The 20,248-nt window shown below is 50.6% G+C and carries 17 protein-coding genes; 15 read left to right on the forward strand and 2 right to left on the reverse strand.

Going from position 1 to position 20,248, the window contains the following annotated elements; all coding sequences use genetic code 11:
- Positions 1-81 precede the first annotated feature (81 nt).
- A complete protein-coding gene (locus VN24_RS18290) occupies positions 82-954 on the reverse strand; it encodes a LysR family transcriptional regulator (RefSeq protein WP_045671578.1) in 873 nt (290 codons plus the stop codon).
- Between the two features lie 545 nt (positions 955-1,499).
- Here VN24_RS18290 and VN24_RS18295 point away from each other — a divergent pair.
- The 4 genes from VN24_RS18295 (at position 1,500) to VN24_RS26490 (ending at position 5,814) form a co-directional block, all read left to right on the forward strand.
- Positions 1,500-2,789, forward strand: coding sequence for a sugar ABC transporter substrate-binding protein (locus VN24_RS18295; RefSeq protein WP_045671579.1), 1,290 nt, complete (start codon positions 1,500-1,502; stop codon positions 2,787-2,789).
- 95 nt (positions 2,790-2,884) lie between these two features.
- Positions 2,885-4,240 carry a carbohydrate ABC transporter permease gene (locus VN24_RS18300; protein ID WP_045671580.1) on the forward strand — a complete coding sequence of 452 codons (1,356 nt, stop codon included), beginning with the start codon at positions 2,885-2,887 and terminating at the stop codon, positions 4,238-4,240.
- Complete coding sequence (locus VN24_RS18305) at positions 4,241-5,077, forward strand: sugar ABC transporter permease (protein WP_045671581.1); 837 nt, start codon at positions 4,241-4,243, stop codon at positions 5,075-5,077.
- A gap of 50 nt (positions 5,078-5,127) precedes the next feature.
- Positions 5,128-5,814, forward strand: a complete 687-nt coding sequence (locus VN24_RS26490; protein ID WP_052703034.1) for a GntR family transcriptional regulator — start codon at positions 5,128-5,130, stop codon at positions 5,812-5,814.
- Positions 5,815-5,912: 98 nt separating this feature from the next.
- Here VN24_RS26490 and VN24_RS18315 read toward each other — a convergent pair whose 3' ends face one another.
- Entirely contained in the window at positions 5,913-6,785 is an 873-nt protein-coding gene (locus VN24_RS18315) for a LysR family transcriptional regulator (RefSeq protein WP_045671582.1), read from the reverse strand.
- Between the two features lie 422 nt (positions 6,786-7,207).
- On the opposite strand from VN24_RS18315, the gene VN24_RS18320 reads away from it, so the two are divergent.
- Genes VN24_RS18320 through VN24_RS18370 form a run of 11 tightly spaced genes read left to right on the forward strand, consistent with a single transcriptional unit; the run spans position 7,208 to position 19,960 of the window.
- Positions 7,208-7,900, forward strand: a complete 693-nt coding sequence (locus tag VN24_RS18320) for a GntR family transcriptional regulator (RefSeq protein ID WP_045671583.1) — start codon at positions 7,208-7,210, stop codon at positions 7,898-7,900.
- Positions 7,901-7,948: 48 nt separating this feature from the next.
- On the forward strand, positions 7,949-9,214 hold the full coding sequence (locus tag VN24_RS18325; RefSeq protein ID WP_052703035.1) for an FAD-dependent monooxygenase: 1,266 nt from the start codon (positions 7,949-7,951) through the stop codon (positions 9,212-9,214).
- Positions 9,215-9,234: 20 nt separating this feature from the next.
- Positions 9,235-10,050: a DUF3891 family protein gene (locus VN24_RS18330; protein WP_045671584.1), complete on the forward strand. Its 816-nt coding sequence runs from the start codon at positions 9,235-9,237 to the stop codon at positions 10,048-10,050.
- Between the two features lie 21 nt (positions 10,051-10,071).
- A complete protein-coding gene (locus VN24_RS18335; protein WP_045671585.1) occupies positions 10,072-10,443 on the forward strand; it encodes a DsrE family protein in 372 nt (123 codons plus the stop codon).
- Positions 10,444-10,455: 12 nt separating this feature from the next.
- Positions 10,456-11,145: an isochorismatase family protein gene (locus tag VN24_RS18340; protein WP_045671586.1), complete on the forward strand. Its 690-nt coding sequence runs from the start codon at positions 10,456-10,458 to the stop codon at positions 11,143-11,145.
- A gap of 41 nt (positions 11,146-11,186) precedes the next feature.
- Positions 11,187-11,618 carry an SRPBCC family protein gene (locus VN24_RS18345; RefSeq protein WP_045671587.1) on the forward strand — a complete coding sequence of 144 codons (432 nt, stop codon included), beginning with the start codon at positions 11,187-11,189 and terminating at the stop codon, positions 11,616-11,618.
- 19 nt (positions 11,619-11,637) lie between these two features.
- Positions 11,638-12,510 carry an FAD binding domain-containing protein gene (locus VN24_RS18350; protein ID WP_045671588.1) on the forward strand — a complete coding sequence of 291 codons (873 nt, stop codon included), beginning with the start codon at positions 11,638-11,640 and terminating at the stop codon, positions 12,508-12,510.
- A 27-nt stretch (positions 12,511-12,537) separates the two neighbouring features.
- A complete protein-coding gene (locus VN24_RS18355; protein WP_045671589.1) occupies positions 12,538-13,047 on the forward strand; it encodes a (2Fe-2S)-binding protein in 510 nt (169 codons plus the stop codon).
- A 1-nt stretch (position 13,048) separates the two neighbouring features.
- Positions 13,049-15,337 (forward strand): xanthine dehydrogenase family protein molybdopterin-binding subunit, encoded by a 2,289-nt coding sequence (locus VN24_RS18360; protein ID WP_045671590.1) that lies wholly within the window; start codon positions 13,049-13,051, stop codon positions 15,335-15,337.
- 16 nt (positions 15,338-15,353) lie between these two features.
- Positions 15,354-17,603, forward strand: a complete 2,250-nt coding sequence (locus tag VN24_RS18365) for a glycoside hydrolase family 3 C-terminal domain-containing protein (protein ID WP_045671591.1) — start codon at positions 15,354-15,356, stop codon at positions 17,601-17,603.
- 17 nt (positions 17,604-17,620) lie between these two features.
- Entirely contained in the window at positions 17,621-19,960 is a 2,340-nt protein-coding gene (locus tag VN24_RS18370) for a xanthine dehydrogenase family protein molybdopterin-binding subunit (protein WP_045671592.1), read from the forward strand.
- Positions 19,961-20,248 lie beyond the last annotated feature (288 nt).

Consider the following 20,248-nt stretch of genomic DNA (forward strand, 5'->3'; position numbering starts at 1 on the left):
AGTCAGACATGTACAAGGGCTTCTCTACGGATAGCGGTTCCTTATACATGTCTGTTTTATTAGAAGCAAGTCCTTTCCTCGTTAACCAACCTCTTGAACACTCCAGTTTTCCTGATTTAATTGAATGCCCTTATTCGCTAAATTGTCTTTATTATAAGCTAAGTAGTAGTTCATTTTGGTCAGCTGAATCTCTTTCGACAGCGGGATGCTGACCATTTCGTTATGTTCGATTTCTTTTTCCACGAATAATGGAGGTAACAAGGATACGCCGAGATGTTGGGTGATCAGGTTTTTGATGATTCCTACCTGGTTGGAATAAAGCTTTTTCTTAAAGCATCGTTCAGACAAGTTCGCCACGTTGTTTTTGTACGGCTCGTAAACGATCATCGTTTCTTCTTCCATGCATTCAAAGTTGTCTAACACGGACAGTTTCGCCAACGGATGTGATGCGGGGAGAATCAAGCTGAATTCTTCAGAGCCGAGCAGGTAGCTTTCATAATTCGCTTTTTGAATGACGCTCGTTGTAAAGGCGATGTCCACCGATTTATCGACCGAAGACTGCAGAACATTGGACGTTTCCAGAAAGGTCAAATGGATGTTCAAATGATCGTTTAAATTAGAGAAGTCTTTAATCGTGTTATAGATAAGCGGGTGGCAGAGCGGAATTGAACTTCCGATCGAAAAAGAGCTTGGATGAGTGATTTCTTGTTTGGCCATCTTCAACGTATTCATAACGGATTGAGCATGGGGCAAAAACCTTTCGCCTGCGCGCGTCAGCTGCACATTTCGTTTCCCCGACTTTCCTCTTGCAAAAAGCTCCTGCCCGAGCATTTCTTCCAGCAGCGTAATCCGATTCGTAACCGTCGGCTGAGGCACATACAATTGCTTGGCCGCCTCCGTAAAATTACCGTATTTGCAAACAACAATGAATGTTTCAAGATGTATGATGTTCATCGAAAAGTACTTCCTCCCTTGATAAGTAACATGGATAGCACCCCGTTAAACATAATTGGAAGCATTCATCCTATAAACAGTCCTTTTTCGTAATATTATATAACATATATAATGTTGCGTCTATCATTTTTCCCATCCGATTCGGGAAATCGAAACTTTATGTTAAGAAATATGACGTAAAAATGGCAGTGAAAATGCGGGTTTCGATCTCACATTCACAATCCTTATTCGAAAATAAACGTTTCATATTTAACATTTTATATAATGCAAGATAGAATTCGATTAAAGAAAATTTTTCAAATTTCGTTGCAGCCGCAAATGCTGCAGCGGATTTCTTTTGAAAGGGGTGAGAGAAATCAATCCTATGCGGAACGAGAAGGATGATAACTGAACAATTTTTGGGGGGTTGTCCAAGAGTTTACTTTATCGTGATTTGATGAATCGAGTCGCTCAGTTGCTTGAACATGAAGACGAATGGGTTCGGAAGCAGGTTTAGAGAAATAGATTTATCACTCTATTTGAATGATAAGGGAGAAGTGGCGGGAATGAAAAAGAAAATTGGACTTGCATTATTATCCTTTACGTTAATGTTTACGCTCGCGGCATGCGGCGGGACTTCTAAAAATTCTTCCGATACAGGCACAAAAGAGACCGGCAATTCGCAAGCTGCAGCAACGGACGAGCTCGTTCCGGAAGAGGGCGCCAAGCTGGTGTTCTGGCATCCGAAAACTCCTTTCTCCGAATACGCGGTGCAAGAGTTTGAGAAAAAATACAATATCCCCGTTGAGCTTCAAGATGTGGGTTACGACGCGGTTCTGAATAAATACAAAGCCGACGGCCCGGCTGGCAAAGGCGCCGACGTCTTTGTTCTTGGTCATCTTGAATTGGGAGACGCGGTGAAATCCGGCAGCATCCTGCCAAACGATTATTTTGAAGAAGACACGAAAAACACCATGCTTGACGAAGCGAACAAAGCGTTCTCGTGGGACGGCATTCTTTACGGATATCCAAGCTATGCTTATTTGCCTGCCCTTTACGTCAACAAGGATTTGGTGAAGGATGCCAAGCTCGACACTTGGGATGATATTATCGCGTTCGCGAAAACGTTTAATGATATTCCGAACAACAAATACGGCTTTTTCTTTGAGGCTAACGGCTATGGCAGTGCGTTTCCGTTCATTGCGGCCGAAGGCGGCTATATTTTCGGCAAAGGCGGCACTGACGCAAGCGATATCGGACTTAATAACGAGGGTGCGATTAAAGGGGCGGAATATTTCCAATCGCTGAAAGAAATTTTGCCGCTCAAAGCTGCCGATACGACAACCGACGTCAAAACGAGCCTTTGGGAGCAAGGCAAGATCGCTATTATTGCCGATGGAGCCTGGAACAGCGGCCGCTTCCAAAAGCTTCCGTTCAAAGTTGAAGCGATGCCGTGGCCGAAAATGCCGGACGGAAAAATTCCGCCAGTTTTGACCGGTGTAGGCGGATTCTTCGTAGGATCGTACACGCAATATCCGAATGCCGCCAAGCTGTTTGCGAGCTTCCTGATGTCGGAAGAAATGCAGAAGAAAATCAATGAAGTGACAGGGTTCCTTCCGCTCGCCAAAAACTTGCAAAAAGAAGAGCTGTACAAGGACAATCCGGTTACGCTCGGTTTCATTCGCCAATTGAAACAGTCGGTGTTTATGCCTAACATTCCTGAAATGAAGATCTTGGCGTACAATGATACGGTCGTCTCGCCGGCATTTGAAAAAATTTGGGATGGTGCCGATGTAAAGTCGACGTTGGACCAAGCGGTACAGGGCTTGAAAGATACGATCGGAAGCCAGAAGTAACAAGCCGTTTGACTGAGCTTGACAATAAGCAAATGCGTCCCCCCGGCAACATTTGCCGGGGGTGTCCATTACAGATGTTAAGGGAGTTGGCATAGATGTACGAGCATCGCAAGGAGCTGGAAGGATTATACCAACAGCATAAGGCTATTGAACACCGCAAAATTGCGGCAGTCTTGTCTGTTCTTCTCATGGGTCTCGGCCAATTGTATAACCGGCAGTTTGGGAAAGGGATTGTACTGCTGCTCTTCTCTTGCCTGGGGATTTATACGGCTATAACCCGGCTTCCGCATGCCGTCTGGGGTGTGGTTACACTAGGAGAAAAAGAAAGGCATCTGGAAAAGGTCGGGAAAATATACAAGCAAGTGATGGGCGATCATTCGATCTTTTTATTGGTCGAAGGTCTCATTACCGTTTTAGTCGTTTTTGTATTTGTTTGGATGTATGTTCTGAACGTTAAAGATGCATACCGGACCGGAAAGGTGCGGGAAGAAGGCGGAACAACGAACACGTTCAGTCAAAGCTTGAAATATATAGCGGACTACCGCTTCCCGCAAATCGCGATCTCCATCCCGATGCTGGGCATTCTGTTTTTCACCATTATGCCGATTATATTCATGATATTGCTGGCCTTTACCAATTACACCATCAACAATCAGCCGCCCGCGCATTTGATCAATTGGCACGGCTTCAAGACGTTCAAAGATATTTTCGCGATCAAATCGTGGAGCCATACGTTATATGCAGTGGCGCTGTGGACCTTTGTTTGGGCGCTGCTTACGACGCTGACCAGTTTTATCGGCGGCTTTGCCGTCGCTCTGGTTGTTCAGCGTAAAGAAGTGCGTTTCAAGTCATTCTGGCGGACGCTGTTCATTTTGCCCTACGCCATTCCGGCATTCGTCTCGACCTTGATATTGAAGAACATTTTTAACGGACAGTTCGGTCCGATCAATCAATATTTGAAAATGCTTGGACTGCCTGCCGTTTCCTGGCTTTCCGATCCGACGATTGCGAAAGTGACGCTCATTATCGTGAACTTCTGGCTTAGCTTTCCGGTCATGATGTTAATGATTATCGGCATCTTGACCACGATTCCGAGCGATATGTATGAAGCGGCTGATATTGACGGGGCCAACGGTTTCCAGAAGCTTCGCCTCATTACGTATCCGGCCGTCATGTTCTCGATGGCTCCGCTGCTCGTCATGCAGTTCGTCGGCAACATTAACAACTTCAACCTTATTTTTCTGCTCACGGGCGGAAAACCCGGCAACTCTGAATTCCGATTCGCCGGCCATACCGATATTATGATCACCTGGATTTACAAGCTGACCGTCGACCAGGGGCAATTCAATTTTGCTTCGGTCATCGGCATTTTCATCTTCATTATTTTGTCGTTCTTCGCCATCTGGAGCATCCGTAATACGAAAGCGTTCAAGGAAGAGGAGGTGAAATAAATGGCCGGTGCGAAATCAAAAAAAGTTTTCAGCACGACGTTTGTTTACGTCTTTCTTAGCCTCGTCGGCATCGTCTCCATTTATCCTGCCGTATGGGTTATCATGTCCTCGTTTCGCATAGGGGGCTCGTTGTTCAGCGAGACGCTCATCCCTAAGCAGCTTACGTTCATTCACTATATGGAATTGTTTGAGAAATACGACTTTGCGCGCTGGTATATCAATTCGCTAAAAATTTCCGTCGTCAGCACGATTTTTATGACGATCCTCATTTTACTGACTGGTTATATTTTCTCCACCTTCCGGTTCGGTGGCCGCAAAACGCTCATGAGCACCTTGCTCGTTCTCGGGTTGTTCCCTTCATTTATGAGCATGATCGCCGTCTACATTTTGCTGAACATGTTGAATTTGCTGGACACCCATCTGGCCGTCATCATCGTCTATGTGGCAGGTTCGCCGGTCTTTTTCCTGTTTGCCAAAAGCTACTTTGATACGATTCCGAGAAGCTTGATCGAAGCCGCGCGGATCGACGGAGCGAGCCACCTCAGCATCTTCTTCCGCATCGTCGCTCCGCTTTCAACGCCAATGGTCGTCTATATGGCGCTGCTCAGTTTTACAGGCACGTTCACCGATTTTATTTTTGCCAGACTTGTTTTAAGCTCGACGGAGACGAAGACTCTTGCCGTCGGATTGTTCGATATGATCAACACCAATTTTTCAACCGACTTCACCATTTTCGCAGCAGGGTGCGTGCTGATCTCCGTACCGATTACGTTGTTGTTCCTCATCATGCAGCGTTATCTGGTCATGGGGCTGACGGCTGGCGGCGAAAAAGGATAACCGCATGAATCCGCTATTCATAACAGCGATTATTACAGGGAGTGAACAACATGTCCGATTCGCCCGTTAAGCTGATCAAGGAAACGACGACAATGGCGGTCTACAGACGGGTATACGACCTCGTGCTGAACGGGCATTTTCCGCCGGGCGATTGGATCAGGGAGCGCCAATTGAAGGAATTGCTCGGGGTAAGCAGCACACCGATCCGCGAAGCGCTGCGGATGCTCGTTCAGGAACGGATCCTGGAATCCGTTCCCCATCACGGGGTCCGCGTCAAAGGACTTTCGATGAAGGAAATAAGGGATTACTATGAGCTTCGTGCCGAATTGGAAGGCTTGGCAGCCGAATTGGCCGCACAGCGGGGAAGCGCCGAGCTTTTTAAACAAATGGAAGATCTTCTTCAGCTGCAGCCGGATTATTGCGACAGCGCCGATCACGTTACGTTAGCGGTGGAGTCCAACAATCAATTTCACGATCTGATCGTGGAGGCTAGCGGAAATGAATCGTTAAAAAACACGCTGCTGCATCTGCGGGCAGGAATCAGCTGGATCCAAGTGATGGCATGGAACCGCAACAGCGACCGGCATTCCTTAACGTATCATCAGCACAGAGGAATTTGGGAGGCGCTTGTAAGCCGGGATCCGAAGCAGGCGCGCGCGAGAGTCCACGAGCATATTTGGGATTCGGTCAGTTTAATGCTGCAAGCTCCCCACGGGGAATTAACCGGAAAGCTTTAGTATGGCGGCAAGAAGCCGGTTCATCCAGGCAGACATGTACAAGGGACAAACTTTCGAAACTTTCGGATAACAGGTTCCTTATACATGTCTTTCTTCATTTATCCGACTTCTTGAGTGCTCCAGTTTTCCTGGTTCAATTGAATGCCCTTGTTCAATAAATTTTCTTTATTGTAGGCCAAATAGTAGTTCATTTTGGTTAATTGAAGATCCTTCGACAACGGAATGCTGACCATTTCGTTATTTTTAATTTCTTTTTCTACAAACAAGGGAGGCAAGAAGGAGACGCCGTGATGCTGGTTGATCAGATTTTTGATGATGCCGACCTGGTTGGAATAGAGCTTCTTCTTAAAGCCCAGCTCCGGCAGGTTTGCGATGCTGTTTTTGTAAGGCTCGTAAAAAATAATACTTTCCTCTTCGATGCATTTGAAGTCTTCCAATATCGGCTGAGCTGACAAAGGATGTGAAGCGGGGAGAATCAAGCTGAATTCTTCAGAGCCAAGCGGATAGCTTTCATAATAAGCGTTCATTATTAAATCGGTTGTAAACGCGATGTCTACGACATTGTCGACCAAAGACTGCAGGACGTTAGACGATTCCAAGAAGGTCAAATGGATATTGATATGCTCGTTCAAATTGGAAAAGTCTTTGATGACATTATAAACATAAGGGTGATTCAAGGGAACCGAACTTCCGATCGATAAAGAGCTCGTATGGGATATTTCCTGCTTGGCCAGTTTCAGCGTATTAATAACGGATTGCGCGTGCGGAAAAAACATCTCGCCGGCCCGGGTAAGCTGAACATTCCGTTTTCCCGATTTGCTTCTTGCAAAAAGCTCCTGGCCGAGCGAATCTTCGAGCAGCGTGATACGATTCGTTACCGTCGGCTGCGGAACAAAGAGATGTTTTGCGGCCTCCGTAAAGTTACCGTATTTGCAGACGATAATGAACGTTTCCAAATGTACGATGTTCATCGTCAAGAAGCCCCTCCCCTAGAAAATAACACGGATACCGCATTGTTAACCATTGCAGAAGCATTCATCACCATTTAAACAACCTCCTTCGCGTAAGATTATATAACATATATAATATTTAGTCTATGATTCAATTGAGATTATTAGGCCGTTAAAACCGGTCGTGTAACCGCAAATTATGGCGAAATGCAGTAATGGCGCGGGATTGGAGCTAACATTCATAATCTTTATCTTTATATAAGCGATTCATATTTAACATTATATATAATGCATCTTATAATTCAATTACAGAAAAGATTCACAATACTTAACGCAACGCTTTACCGTGGTTGCTGCAACCGGTGGGATGTTAACCATCCTGACGCGCCTTGTTTCTCCTTTATCAATTGTAATTTTGGATTAAGCAATGTAGGAGTGAAAACATGACAGACCCACCCAACAAACTCATTAAAGAAACGACAACGATGGCAGTTTATAAACGGTTGTTCGACTATGTCATGAACGGGCAGTTCAAACCGGGCGAATGGATCCGGGAGCGCCAGCTGAAGGAACTGCTTGGCGTCAGCAGCACGCCGATTCGCGAAGCGCTGCGAATGCTTGTCCAGGAACAGGTGTTGGAATCGGTGCCTCATCATGGCGTCCGTGTCAAAAGTTTTTCATTGAAAGAAATTAAAGATTATTATGAGCTTCGCGCCGAGCTGGAAGGACTGGCAGCGCAATTGGCGGCGGAGCGCGGGAACGTTCATCTGTTCAATAAAATGGAAGAAGTTCTTTTTCAGCAGCGCAAATTTCTCGATAGTACCGACCCTGCTGCCGGAGCGATCGAATCCAATAATCAATTTCACGATCTGATTGTGGAAGCCAGCGGAAACGAAACGTTAAAAAATACGCTGCAGCATTTGCGGGTAGGAATCAGCTGGATTCAGCATATGGCATGGAATCTCAATAATGACCGGCATTTTATTACTTACTATCAACACCGGGCGATACTGGAAGCGATTGTATCCAGAGACGGAAACAAAGCCCGCGCCCGAATGCATGAGCACATATGGGATTCAATCAAGCTGATTTCGCTTAACGCATCGAAAATGACAGAAACTCTGCAACAAAGTTAACATACGTAAGGATTAAAAGCGCGAATAGAAGGAAAGGTGATTGCACTTATGGAAATATTGAAAAATGAAGTTCAGACGGATGTATGTATCGTTGGCGCCGGTCCTGCCGGAATGCTGCTCGGACTGCTGCTTGCCAAGCAGGGTATCGAAGTCATCGTGCTGGAAAAAAACGTTGACTTCCACCGCGAGTACAGGGGAGAAATTACGCAGCCCCGTTTTGTCCAAATGATGAAGCAGCTTAACTTGCTGGATTATATCGAAAGCAACGACCATGTGAAAATTAACGAAGTTGTCGTTTTTCACGATCAAAAAGAAATTATGCAGCTCGCTTTTGATACGTTGATCGAGGAAGAAAGCTATTGTGCGCGGCTTACCCAGCCTACGCTGCTGATGGCGCTGCTGGAAAAAGCAAAGCAGTATCCGAACTTCAAGATGATGTTCAACACGAAGGTGAAGGATTTGCTGCGGGACGGCGAAAAAATCGTCGGCGTGTACGCGCAGCGGCAGCCGGGAGACTCCACGAACGCTGAGCAGCTGCCAAGCGAGGGCGAAATGAATATTCATGCGAGAGTGACGGTTGGTGTGGACGGCCGAAATTCCACCATGGAAAAGCTCGCTAATTATGAGCTGGACCTCGATTATTATGTGAACGATCTGTTATGGTTCTCGTTTGAGAAGCCGGAATCATGGGACTATAACATTTACCATTTCTATTTCCAAAAAAATTATAACTACCTCTTTTTGCCAAAGCTCGGCGGGTTGATCCAGTGCGGCATCTCGCTCACCCGAGGCGAGTTTGCAAAAATCAAGGAAGAAGGCATCGAGCCGTTCAAACAAAGAATTATCGAGGATTTGCCGATTTTGCGGCCTTATGTGGAACCGATGACCGACTTTAAATCGTTTGTTTTGCTACTTTGCAAAATGAGATATGTGAAGGAATGGGCGAAAGACGGCTGCCTGCTGATCGGAGACGCGGCCCATTGCGTAACGCCGTGGGGAGCGGTCGGAAGCACGCTTGCGCTTGGCAGCGCCATTATTACGGCGGACGTTCTTTATAAAGGGTTTAAAAATAACGATCTGTCGCTCGAAACGCTGAAGCAGGTTCAAAAGAGACGCGAACAAGAAGTGAAAATGATCCAGAACCTGCAAGTTACGCTGGAGAAGTTTTTAACGAGAGAGCCGCTTAAAAAAGATTTAGCCCCGTTAATGTTCAGCATGGCGACGAAAATGCCGGACATTATGACGACTTACAAGCAGCTGTACACAAGGGAAACGCCGCTCGACATCGATGAATCTTTCGTTTTTGCCGACTAAGCCGCAGGGGGACCGATCTTATGTTTATTACGAAGCATGATGGCCAGTTGTATATCGTCAATCAATACGATCATTCCGTCCAGGCGGGAGAGGTTGCGCGCCGCTGGGGGAACGAAACGTTCGCACGGCCGGATCATTTCGAATCGCTTTGTTTGGCGGTGCAGAAGCACGATATCGGCTGGGTCGAATCCGATGAGAAAGTGTTGTTCAACGAACAAACCGGACAGCCCGTTCCTTTCCTGAGCGTCAATCTTCTGCAGCACGTCGATTTTTACGGAAAAGGATACGAGCAAGTCAAGGATGAAGATCTTTATGCCGGCCTCTTGGTAGGCATGCATTGGATCGGCTTGTACACGAGCCGGTTCGGGTATGATCCGTCGTTTACGTTCAACATTCCGCAGGAGCTGGCTTCCTTTATCGACGAGAACATCACAAAGACGCAGAAAGATTGGGTCGAGATGAAGATGCAGCTGTGGAACCGCAAGGAACGGAGAAGCCTGTTCGAAGATCATCTGTGGATGAATTACGAGATTGTGCAGCTGATGGACCGGCTTTCCCAGTACGTCTCGATGCACCAGGCCGATACGAAGAACGAATGGGTGCTCGGTCCGGTTCGGCAAACGGTAGACAGCGAAGGATGCATGATCACGATTCAGGGGCAAGGCGACGGAACGGTTGTCGTCGATCCGTTTCCATTCGATGATGTCGTGGAAACGACTGTCCTGGCCCGTAAAATTCCGGATATTCAGTACGGAAACCATAAAGAAGTTTACGATGCAATGGAAGCAGCTCCAGTCGAGAAGGTCGTCTGGAAATTCATACCTAAACAAGTTTGATCAACAGCTGGAGGAGATAAAATGGCAAAGATTCTCATTCACTTAACCCACGGTCCCGAGGCGCCTACACAAGCCGACCGCGCATTTCTGATTGCGAAGACAGCCGTCCGGGAAGGACACCACGTTTCGATGTTTCTCGCCGGCAGCGCCGTCCAGCTGCTGAAAGATGCTCACCTGGACAGCGTCATCGGCGTTGGAGACGGCGTCACCTCACTGCGTGAATCGTACGATGAAATCGTCGCCGGCGGCGGAAAAATTTATTTGTCGCGCATTTCCTGCGGAGCCCGCGGCGTAACCGGTCAAGAGCTGATCGGGAAACAGGTGGAGCTGGCGGAGCCGAATGTGCTTGTGCAGCTGACAGTCGATCATGACCGGGTTATCACGTACGGATAAGGAGGGGCCTCTATGGAACGCGTATGGGACAAGTTCCTCGATGAACGGGACAAGGCGATCTACAGTAAAGCCGGTCTTGGCGAGCCGATGGGGCTCGGCAGCAAACCCGCACTTGTTATTGTAGACGTTCAATACGGATTTACAGGCGAATCGCACCAGAGCACCGAGGAATCGATGAAGATCTATCCGACAAGCTGCGGCGAGAGCAGCTGGAAGGCGATTCCCCATATCAAGAAACTGCTGGACGCCTCGCGCGAGGCGAAGATTCCGGTGTTCTACACCATCCTGGAGGGCAGCAAGAGCGCTCCGAACGACCGGATTGCCGTTAAGGGCAACAATTTTGATTTACCGGTTATGCTAGAAGGAGAGAGAGGAACCCGGGTTGTCGAGGAATTGCAGCCGCAATACGGGGAAATCGTCATCTCGAAGAAGAAAGCGAGCGCCTTCTTCGCGACACCGCTCGTTTCTTATTTAACGGCAGCTCATGTTGATACCGTAATCGTGACGGGCTGCACGACGAGCGGCTGCGTACGCGCCTCTGTCATCGACGCCTTCTCTTATAATTACCGGGTTATCGTACCGGAAGAATGTTCGTTCGACCGCGGGATCGCATCCCATGCGATTAATCTGTTCGATATGCAGCAGAAGTATGCGGATGTCGTGCCTGTGGCGGACGTGATTCAGGAGCTTTCGTCTCGTTAAGAGGATAAAAAATATAAAAATGACATAAGGAGTGGACATCAATGGACGTTCAAGGCGATGTAAAAGTAAAAGCAAGCAAAGAAGAGGTGTGGAAAGCTCTTAACGATCCGAACGTGCTGCAAAAAGCGACGCCGGGCTGCAAATCGATCACGGAAACTGAGCCGGACGTTTACAAAGCGGATATTACGATCGGAATCGCGGCTGTACGCGGCAGCTATGAAGCGGAAATTAAAATTTTGGATAAAACGGAACCGGACAACTACCGGCTCGTCATGACCGCCAACAGCCCGGCCGGTTTTATCGAAGGCGACGCGCGTGTCTACCTGGAAACCGACGGTGATTCCACTGTTATCAAATACGCGGGAACGGCTCAAGTGGGCGGCCTGATTGCAGGCGTCGGCCAGCGTATTTTGGGCGGTATCGGCAAGATGATCGTGAAAGATTTCTTTAAGAAGCTCGCCAAAGAAGTATAAGAGAGAGGGGGAGGGGCTAATGAAACCGGCAGCATTCGATTATTTGAAACCGAAGACGTTGGATGAAGCACTGTCACTTCTCGATGAATACGGCTACGACGCCAAAGTTCTGTCCGGCGGACAAAGCCTGATCCCGATGATGAACATGCGGCTGGCGCGGCCGCCTTATCTGGTCGATATTAGCGGACTGAAAGAGATGAGCTATATCGAGATCGATGAGGAAGAGGTCAAGATCGGAGGCATTACCCGCCATTATATGGTGGAGCATTCGGAGGAAATCAAAAAAGCGTGTCCGATGCTGGCGGAAGGGATCAAGCTGATCGGACATTCGCAAATCCGTTCACGCGGTACGATCGGCGGCAGCATCGTGCACGCCGACCCGACGGCGGAGCTTCCGGTCATGTTGACGGCGCTTGACGGCAAAGTGACGGTCGTCTCCAGCGAAGGAGAACGCGAGATGACGCCGGAAGAACTGTTCCTGACGTATATGACGACGACGATGGAACCGAACGAAATTTTGACCTCCGTTCATTTCCCGGTTATTCCTCCGCGGACGGGCCATGCGATCGAAGAGTTCACGCTTCGCAGCGGCGACTTTGCTCTTATTCTCGCTGCGGCGACCGTAACGCTTGATGAAGAAGGCAAAATCGAACAAGCGACGCTGTGCGTAGGCGGCGTGGACGGCGTTCCTGTAAAGCTGGAAGATGTCACCGATGAATTGATCGGTCAATATCCGAGCGAGGAATTGATTGCGGAAAGCTGCGCACAAATCGCGGATCTGGTCGATCCCGAGAAAGATATTCACGCCAGCGCCGAGTACCGTAAAGATTTGTGCGTGGCGTTAAGCCGCCGCGTGCTTTCAAAAGCTGCCGAGCGGGCAAAGCAAGGCTAAACAAAAGGATAGGGAGGCGTAACGTCCATGACGGAAAAAACCGCAGAACAGAAACGGTTGGAGACGATATCCTTAAAGGTTAACAATAAACAATATACGGTTGACGTTGAGCCGCGCATGCTGTTATCCGATGTTCTTCGGGACGAGCTGCGCCTGACGGGAACGCATGTCGGCTGCGAACACGGTGTTTGCGGAGCCTGCACCATTATTATGGACGGCCGGCCTGTCAGATCCTGCCTCGTATTCGGCGTGCAAGCGAATGAAGCGGAAATCGCCACTGTCGAAGGACTGGAAGGGGAAAACGGCGAGCTTCATCCCGTTCAACAAGGCTTTTGGGAAAAGCACGGTTTGCAGTGCGGCTTCTGCACCCCCGGCATGATGATGACCGCCTGCTCCTTTTTGGAACAAAATCCGGACCCGACCCGCGAGGAAATCCGCGAAGCGATCTCCGGCAATTTGTGCCGCTGCACCGGTTATCAGGGCATCGTAGACGCGGTTGAATTTGCGGCAAAAGAAATGCGCGAAAGGACGGAGTAACATGTCAATCGGCGCAAGCGTTAAACGGCTTGAAGATTATAGACTGGTGACGGGGAAAGGACAGTATGTCGGCGATCTTCAGTTTCCGGATCAATGCGAGGCTTTCATTATCCGCTCCCCTCACGCCCATGCAAAAATCATCTCTATCGATACGGGAGAAGCGAGCCGGCTGGAAGGCGTCATGTTGATTCTGACAGCCGCAGATCTGCCGGAAGATCTGAACCCGATTCCGATGAGGCTTTCTCCCGACCCGATTTTGGAGAAGGCCTTGCAGTTTCCTCTGGCAAAGGACCGCGTCCGTTATGTCGGCGACCCGATTGCGGTTGTTGTCGCGGCGAACCGGTATGTTGCCGAGGATGCGGCCGACTTGATCAAAGTGGAATACGAAGTGCTGCCGGCGCTGACGGATGTGTATCAATCGCTTCGTCCGGAAGCGCCGCTCATTCATCCTCTGGCGGGAAGCAACGAAGTGTATATCATCAACGGACGGAAAGGCGACGCCGCCGATCAGCTAAAGTCGTGCAAGCATGTGCTGGAAGAAGAATTGTATGTTCAGCGCCACTCCGGCATCCCGATGGAAACGCGGGGGCTGCTTGCTCTCTGCGACGACAATGAGAAGCTGACCGTTTACGGCGCGGCGAAAGTCGTCCACTTCAACCACCAGCTGATGGCCAGGCTGCTGAACAAAAATAAAGAAGATATCCGTTTGATCGAGACCGATTGCGGCGGCGGTTTTGGCCCGCGCGGCGAATTTTATCCGGAAGATTATTTGATCCCGTTTGCATCGATGCGGCTGAAGCGGCCGGTCAGATGGATCGAAGACCGGCTCGAGCATTTTAAAGCGACGAACCATTCCCGTGAACAGAAACATAAGGTGACCGTCGGGTTTGACGATGACGGCCGGATTCTCGCGCTGCGGGATGAAATCTTTTTTGACCAGGGCGGATACATCCGTACGCACGGCACGACGGTGCCGTCCTTGACCCAGGCGATGCTCCCGGGTCCATACGACTTCGGTCATATCGAATTGATTACCCATGTTGTGCTCACCAACAAAACGCCGGTCGGAACGTACCGCGGTCCGGGCCGGTTTGAAGGAACGTTTGTACGTGAGCGGGTCATCGACATGGTCGCCCAAAGGCTGAATTTGGATCCGACAATCGTCAGAGAGCGGAACTATATCCGTCCGGAACAGATGCCGTACAGCAACGGACTGTTCGCCCTCGGTCAAACGATCGAATACGACAGCGGGAATTACCTGGAGACCCTCGATCATGCCCGCAAGTTTATGGGCTGGGAGCAGTTCGCCGAGAAACAGGCGAAAGCCCGGGAAGAGGGACGGTTTATCGGACTCGGCTTCGCTTCCTTTGTCGAAAAATCCGGTTTCGGACCATGGGAATTCGCAGAGGTGGAGATGGGTCCGGACGGAAGGGTCGTATGCAAGACGGGACTGACGGAAGTCGGCCAAGGGATTACGACGACGCTGGCGCAAATAATTAGCGATCAGCTCGGAATTCCGTACGATTATATCAGCGTCATTCACGGCGACACAGACCTTGTTGAGAAAGGAAACGGTTCTTTCGCCACCCGCGGCGCGGTCGTCGGCGGATCTGCCGCATGGCATGCCGCAGGCGAGCTGAAGGAAAAGCTGCTGCAGACCGCTTCGGGCGTACTCGATGTTCCGGCAGCGGATCTCTCCCTTTCGAACAATCATGTTATATACAACGCCGATCAGCATATCGCAATGCCGCTTGCCGACTTGCTCAAAATATGCGCCGATCAAGGCGTTGATCTGACCGTGAAGTACACGTTCCACATCGATCATATGACCTATCCTTACGGATGCCACGCGGCCGAGGTGGAAATCGACCCGGATACGGGGGCAATCAACATCCTGAACTACTATATTGCATACGATCTCGGCAAAGCGATCAACCCGATGCTTGTCGAAGGCCAATTGGTAGGCGGCATGGCGCAAGGACTCGGAGGCGCGCTGTACGAGGAGCTGAAGTATGACGAAATCGGCCAGCTCGTATCGGGCAGCTTCATGGATTATTTGATCCCGACTTCGATGGAGGTTCCGGAGGTCAAGACGGCAATTTTGGAAAATTGCCCGTCTCCGCTCAATCCGCTTGGCGTCAAAGGCGCCGGAGAAGGCGGAACGGTTGCGGTCGCTCCCGCGCTTGCCAACGCCGTCGTCAATGCGATGCAGGAATTCGCCCTGCCGATCACTTCTTTACCGGTACGGCCGGAACAAATACGCGAAGCTTTAAAGCAAGCGAAAGCTTAAAGGGTGAGCGATACAGATGAGTTCGCAAACGGAGCAATGGCTGGAGCAATTGACGCTGGACGAAAAAATCCGTTTATGCGCAGGGGAAAATATGTGGAGCACGGCCCAGATCGAGCGGCTTGGCATTCCGCCGCTCTTTATGGCGGACGGCCCTCATGGCGTCCGCAAAGAGAAGAGCGACATTCTGCTCGGAGTAAGTGAACCGGCCACCTGTTTTCCGACTGCTTCCGCGCTCGCCTCAACGTGGAACGTCGAGCTGATAGAGCAAATCGGCACTGGATTAGGGACCGAATGCAGGCGTCTGGATGTGCAGCTGCTGCTCGGACCCGGGATCAACATGAAGCGCTCTCCGCTGTGCGGCCGTAATTTTGAATATTACTCGGAAGATCCGTACTTGTCCGGAGAAATCGGCGCCGCTTTCATTCAAGGGGTGCAGAGCCAGGGCGTCGGCACGACGCTCAAGCATTTCGCCTGCTACAATACGGAGTTTGAGCGGATGACGATCAGTTCCGAAGTCGACGAACGCGTCATGCGGGAAATCTATCTGGCGGCGTTCGAGCGCATCATTAAGAAAGCGGAGCCTTGGTCCATGATGGCTTCATACAACAAAGTGAATGGAACCTACGCGACGGAAAGCAAGTTTTTGCTGACGGATGTACTGCGGGGTGAATGGGGTTATACCGGTTTTGTCATGTCCGATTGGCTGGCGGTCCAGAACCGGGTGAAGGCGCTTGAGGCCGGAATGGATCTGGAAATGCCGGGACCTGCGCTTTCGGGTGCCCGGGCATTGAAGGAAGCTGTTTTGTCCGGAGCGCTTCCAGAGCAGTCGCTGAACGACGCCGCCCGGAACATACTGCGCGCCGTGGAGAAAAGCATGGAGCCGGCAAATACCAATCCCGATTGGAGCTTTGAGACCGCGCACGGGCTTGCCCGGGCCGCGGCCGAGGAAGGGATCGTGCTGCTGAGGAACGAGGGCGGAATATTGCCGCTCGATCGTACGCAGCTCTCTTCCTTGGCGGTCATCGGGAGAAACGCCAAATTTCCGCTCGTTCAAGGCGGAGGCAGCGCCAAGATTAACCCGGCGAAGCTTGATATCCCGTTCGATGAAATCCGGAACCTAGTGGATGCGCGGACGGACATTTTTTATGCGGACGGCTACATGGATAAGGCTGCCGCCGATCTGAATCTCATCGCCGAAGCCGTAAAGGCCGCCGGTATGGCCGATGCGGTGCTGCTGTTTGTAGGCGATGGGGAAGATGAAGGTAACGACAGGGAACATATGGATCTGCCCGAAAGCCATGTCCAGCTGCTTCAAGCCGTTGCGGCCGTCAACCGAAACTGCATCGTCATTCTCAATAACGGTTCGGCGGTGGAGATGCGGAGGTGGATCGATTCGGTGCCTGCGATTCTCGAAGCGTGGCTGCACGGACAAGCCGGTGGAAGCGCGATCGCAAACATTGTATTCGGCGAAGCGAACCCTTCGGGGAAGCTGCCGGAGACGTTCCCGGTGAAGCTGTCCGACAATCCGTCGTATTTGAATTTTCCGGGGGATCAAGGCAGGACGGTTTACGGCGAAGGATTGTTTATCGGTTACCGGTATTATGACCGGAAACAAATCGAGCCTCAGTTCCCGTTCGGCCACGGTCTCTCGTACACGACATTCGAATATTCCGATTTGCAAATCGAACGGAAGAGAGAAGAGGGCGAGCTCTCCGTTTCCGTCAACATCACAAATTCCGGACATAGGGCCGGGAAAGAAATCGTGCAGCTGTATATCGGCGACCCGCAGTGCGGGCTCGTCCGTCCGGATAAGGAATTGAAAGGGTTCGCGAAGGTGGATCTTGCGCCGGGCGAAACGAAAACGGTCACGATCGATTTGGACAAGCGGGATTTCAGCTACTATGATCCCAAGATTGGCGATTGGGCAGCCGACAGCGGCTCATTCGATCTTTTCATCGGCGCCTCGTCACAGGATATCCGGTTGTCGGAGCGGATCGAACTGGAATTCGCGTCCAAACCGGTGCCGCCGCTGAACGAATACAGTCTGCTGAAGGAGTGGCTGAGTACCGATCAAGGCGCCCAGGCCGTCCGATATTTGGCGGAGCATGTTGCGGAAGACTCGCATTTGAAAGAAATGATTTTAAACGGGGAGCTCAGAGGCTTCTTCCAGGAAATGCCCTTGTACCGGTTTGTACGGCTTTTGTCCAAAGACGGAACAGCGGCACGATGGTCCGACCGAATGATGGAAGATTTATTTGGTCAATAGCTTATGGGGGTGAAGAGATGAAGTATTTGGGTCAGCCAATGAAACGAAAAATCGACCCGAGATTGATCAGGGGGCAAGGCCGGTATGTGGCGGATATTCAATTTGACGGCACGTTAAGCGCCGCGTTTCTGCGGAGTACGCACGCTCATGCCCGCATTAAAGGGATCGATCTGGACAAAGCAAGAAAACTTCCGGGTGTTGTCGCCGTATACGGTCCAGACGATGCGGAAGCTCTTCCATTCCTGCCCGTCATTTTCCCGAATCCGAACTTGATATCCGTAACCCAGCGGCCGCTCGATAGAACCGTTCACCACGTCGGCGAGCCGGTTGCGATGGTCGTCGCAACGAACAGATATATCGCCGAAGACGCGCTCGATTTGATCAAGATCGAATACGAGAAGCTGCCGGCCGTTTCCTTACTTGAAGATGCCGCACGCCCGGGAGCCCCGCTCGCTCACCAGCATTTGGAATCGAACGTGGCGATGAAAATCCGGCAGTCGATCGGCAATGCCCATGAGCGGATGAAGGAAGCCGATCTTATCGTCAGCCACCGGTTCGATATCGGCCGGGTGAGCTGTCTGCCGATCGAGACGCGCGGACTGCTCGCCAAGTGGAACTTTCAGCAGGCCGAGCCGACACTGGAAGTGTACGCCGCAACGCAAAGCCAGCATGAAATGCGCAAAATACTCGCCGAATCGTTCCATATCTCCGAGCACCAAGTTCGGGTTATCGCCCCGGATGTCGGCGGAGCTTTTGGCGCAAAGGCTCCGTTTTATGTGGAAGATATGCTCGTTCCATGGGCGGCAATGCAGCTCGGAGCGCCGGTAAGCTGGATTGAAGACCGGATGGAGCATATGATGAGCTGCATTCACGAACGCGAACAAATTCACGAAGCGCAGCTTGGCGTCACCAAGCACGGAGATATTGTAGCCGTTACGGATAAAGGGCTGGCCAGTACGGGCGCATACGTCCCTTGGGGCGTCATTGTGCCGATCATTACGTCGACTTTGATTCCGGGGCCTTATAAAGTAACGGACTATTCCTGCGAAATTGACGTCTATTACACGAATACCGTTCCGCTTGCGCCGTTCCGCGGTGCGGGAAGGCCGCAAGCCGCCATGATCCTGAACCGCTTGTTGGACGAAGCGGCTGACAAGCTGAACATCGATCCGTTTGAAATCAAACGCCGGAATCTCATTCAGCCGCATGAATTTCCATATCGGACCGGGCTGCTGTCCCGCGACGGCAAACCGCAGATTTACGACAGCGGCAACTTTCCGAAGCTGGTCGAGACGATTACGCATGAAGGCAAATACGAGCACTGGCGCAACCTGCAGGAACAATACCGCAATGAGGGCCGGAACATCGGAATCGGGACGGTCGTCTGCATTGAGAATACCGGATTCGGCAACTATGAAGGGGCAACCGTGCGCGTAGAGGAAACGGGCGAAATCAGCGTTTCTACCGGCGCGGCTACCCAGGGTCAGGGCCATGAAACGTCGCTTGCCCAGGTTGCGGCGGAAGTGCTGGACGTGCCGGTTGAGCAAGTGACCGTCCGGGAAGGCGATACAGCCGTCTTTCCTTACGGAACGGGAACGTTTGCGAGCCGTATCGCCGTTATTGCGGGCAACGCGGTCTACAAGGCGGCGCAGGAAGTTAAGAAGAGAACGCTTCAGCTGGCGGCGCATCTGTTAAATGTCCCGGCGGATGAGCTTGAACTGAGCGGCGGTTTTGTCCAAAAGAAAGAAGAGCCGCTTACGCGGATTTCGCTCGGCGAGCTGTCGCATGCCGCCAAAGGAATGCCCCCGGGCAAAACGTACGATCTTCCGATCGCTCCGATTCTCGAAGCAACGGATTATTTCGCCCCGGAAGGAGCGGCAATCACCTCGATGGCCGATATGGCGGTTGTCGAAGTGGATCCGGAGACGCTGCAGATTAAAATTTTGGATTATTCGTCGGTTCACGACAGCGGAAAGCTGCTCAATCCGCTCATCGTAACCGGCCAGTACCAAGGCGGCATTTCGAACGGGATCGGAAACGCATTGTACGAAGAAATCGTCTACGATAAAGAAGGGCAGCTGCTCACCAGCAGCCTGATGGATTATCTCGTTCCTTCTTCTACGGAAATTCCGGAAATGGCGATTCATCATATTGAAACGCCTTCGCCTCTCAATCCGCTCGGTGTAAAAGGAGCGGGCGAAAGCGGATCGATTCCGGTGCCGGCCGTCATCCAGTCGGCGGTACAGGATGCGGTCCGTCAGATGGGCATTAAAGTCGAGAAAATTCCGGTTAAGCCTTCCTATTTAAAAGAACAGCTGAAAAAGGTACAGGAGCTGGCGGAAGTTACCGTGAACTAACCTCTATATATGCATCTGCTGGACTTCTTTAAGTCGAACAGCAGATGCTTTTTTCTTTCTACGACAGCAAGATTAACGAACAGAATATCTCTGCCCATTCTTGCTCCAATTAGGCCAGATATGCGTCAGGGTCACGATTAAAGCGTCTGCGCTCCACATTTTCGGTCAAACGGGAATCCCATTCTGCTTTAGGCTAATTGCGTAAAGAATCGTATTACCGTTATTTTAGGAATAATGAGACTTCTTGAGCGGTAACGAACCCTACAATCATTATTTCACCAAAAACAA

Origin of the sequence: Paenibacillus beijingensis, assembly GCF_000961095.1 — a bacterium.
GTDB lineage: Bacteria > Bacillota > Bacilli > Paenibacillales > Paenibacillaceae > Paenibacillus_O > Paenibacillus_O beijingensis.

Coding starts and splice junctions, on each gene's coding strand:
- VN24_RS18290 (WP_045671578.1), bottom strand. CDS start 954: ATGAACATCATACATCTTGAAACATTCATTGTTGTTTGCAAATACGGT.
- VN24_RS18325 (WP_052703035.1), top strand. CDS start 7,949: ATGGAAATATTGAAAAATGAAGTTCAGACGGATGTATGTATCGTTGGC.
- VN24_RS18340 (WP_045671586.1), top strand. CDS start 10,456: ATGGAACGCGTATGGGACAAGTTCCTCGATGAACGGGACAAGGCGATC.
- VN24_RS18370 (WP_045671592.1), top strand. CDS start 17,621: ATGAAGTATTTGGGTCAGCCAATGAAACGAAAAATCGACCCGAGATTG.
- VN24_RS18345 (WP_045671587.1), top strand. CDS start 11,187: ATGGACGTTCAAGGCGATGTAAAAGTAAAAGCAAGCAAAGAAGAGGTG.
- VN24_RS18315 (WP_045671582.1), bottom strand. CDS start 6,785: ATGAACATCGTACATTTGGAAACGTTCATTATCGTCTGCAAATACGGT.
- VN24_RS18350 (WP_045671588.1), top strand. CDS start 11,638: ATGAAACCGGCAGCATTCGATTATTTGAAACCGAAGACGTTGGATGAA.
- VN24_RS18300 (WP_045671580.1), top strand. CDS start 2,885: ATGTACGAGCATCGCAAGGAGCTGGAAGGATTATACCAACAGCATAAG.
- VN24_RS18305 (WP_045671581.1), top strand. CDS start 4,241: ATGGCCGGTGCGAAATCAAAAAAAGTTTTCAGCACGACGTTTGTTTAC.
- VN24_RS18355 (WP_045671589.1), top strand. CDS start 12,538: ATGACGGAAAAAACCGCAGAACAGAAACGGTTGGAGACGATATCCTTA.
- VN24_RS18295 (WP_045671579.1), top strand. CDS start 1,500: ATGAAAAAGAAAATTGGACTTGCATTATTATCCTTTACGTTAATGTTT.
- VN24_RS18335 (WP_045671585.1), top strand. CDS start 10,072: ATGGCAAAGATTCTCATTCACTTAACCCACGGTCCCGAGGCGCCTACA.
- VN24_RS18330 (WP_045671584.1), top strand. CDS start 9,235: ATGTTTATTACGAAGCATGATGGCCAGTTGTATATCGTCAATCAATAC.
- VN24_RS18320 (WP_045671583.1), top strand. CDS start 7,208: ATGACAGACCCACCCAACAAACTCATTAAAGAAACGACAACGATGGCA.
- VN24_RS18365 (WP_045671591.1), top strand. CDS start 15,354: ATGAGTTCGCAAACGGAGCAATGGCTGGAGCAATTGACGCTGGACGAA.
- VN24_RS26490 (WP_052703034.1), top strand. CDS start 5,128: ATGTCCGATTCGCCCGTTAAGCTGATCAAGGAAACGACGACAATGGCG.
- VN24_RS18360 (WP_045671590.1), top strand. CDS start 13,049: ATGTCAATCGGCGCAAGCGTTAAACGGCTTGAAGATTATAGACTGGTG.